Source organism: Nitratireductor aquibiodomus NL21 = JCM 21793, assembly GCF_000615975.1.
GTDB classification, from domain to species: Bacteria; Pseudomonadota; Alphaproteobacteria; order Rhizobiales; family Rhizobiaceae; genus Nitratireductor; species Nitratireductor aquibiodomus.
On the sequence record NZ_BAMP01000190.1, the window covers coordinates 1 to 1028 of the forward strand.

Sequence of the window (1028 nt, forward strand, 5' to 3'; positions counted from 1 at the left end):
CTGCCCGGCGAGGTGCGCGTGGGCGGTTTCGGCGGTGCCGAGGGGCTTGCGCTTTATCTCAAGGACCAACGCGTCGACCTGATGGTGGACGCCACGCATCCCTTCGCCGCGCGCATGGCGCGCAATGCGGCCAAGGCGGCCCGTCTGACCGGCGTTCCGCTCATCACGCTCATGCGTCCCGCCTGGCAACCGGTCGCCGGCGACAATTGGCAGAGCGCGTCCAACATGGCCGAGGCGGCCACGCTTCTCAGCCCTCAACCCCGGCGCGTTTTCCTCGCAATCGGCCGGCAAGAGGTGCAGGCGTTCCGCGCGGCGGCGCAGCATCATTATCTGGTGCGTAGCGTGGAGCCGGTGGAGCCCGCTCACCTGCCGCCGAACGCTCACTGCATTCTCGCGCGCGGGCCGTTCTGCGAAGACGATGAGATTGCCCTTCTCACCGAACACCGAATCGACATCGTGGTCGCCAAGAACAGCGGCGGCACCGCAACCTATGGCAAGATCGCGGCGGCGCGCAGGCTTGGTCTGCCCGTCGTCATGATCGACCGGCCAAAGCCGGCGGACGCGGCCATTGTGGCCGGTGTCGACGAAGCCATGGCTGCAATCGAGGCTCATCTGGCGGCTCCGCTGGCCGAGCGCGGCGCATAGACCAACGGCGATTTGCCCGGGCGCTCGATCATCCGTGTTTCCGGCGAACCGATGATGACACAGGTGGCCATGTCGGCCATCTCGCCACGCGCCTCGTTCAACGGAACGATCGCCATGCGCTCGTCGGGCCGGCCTGCGGCGCGGCCGAACACGACCGGCGTGGACGCCGGCAGAATGCCGCTCAACAGTTCAAAGGCGCGGCCAAGCTGCCAGGGCCGGGCGCGGCTGATCGGATTGTAGAGCGCGATCACGAAGCCCGCGCCGGCGACGGCCGCAAGCCGCTTTTCGATCAGTTCCCACGGCTTCAGATTGTCCGAAAGCGATATGGCGCAGAAATCATGGCCGAGCGGCGCGCCCACGCGGGCGGCCACCGCCAGCATGGC

2 protein-coding genes are annotated in these 1028 nt (G+C 67.9%); one reads left to right on the top strand and one right to left on the bottom strand.

Annotation, left to right across the window (positions count from 1 at the left end; genetic code table 11):
• Positions 1 to 645: cobalt-precorrin-6A reductase (locus JCM21793_RS23115; RefSeq protein ID WP_025031877.1), on the top strand; the 645-nt coding region annotated here is incomplete at its 5' end.
• On the opposite strand, the gene JCM21793_RS23120 is transcribed toward JCM21793_RS23115, so the two are convergent.
• Positions 609 to 1028: SAM-dependent methyltransferase (locus JCM21793_RS23120; RefSeq protein WP_025031878.1), on the bottom strand; the 420-nt coding region annotated here is incomplete at its 5' end. The two genes, JCM21793_RS23115 and JCM21793_RS23120, sit on opposite strands and share 37 nt — an antisense overlap.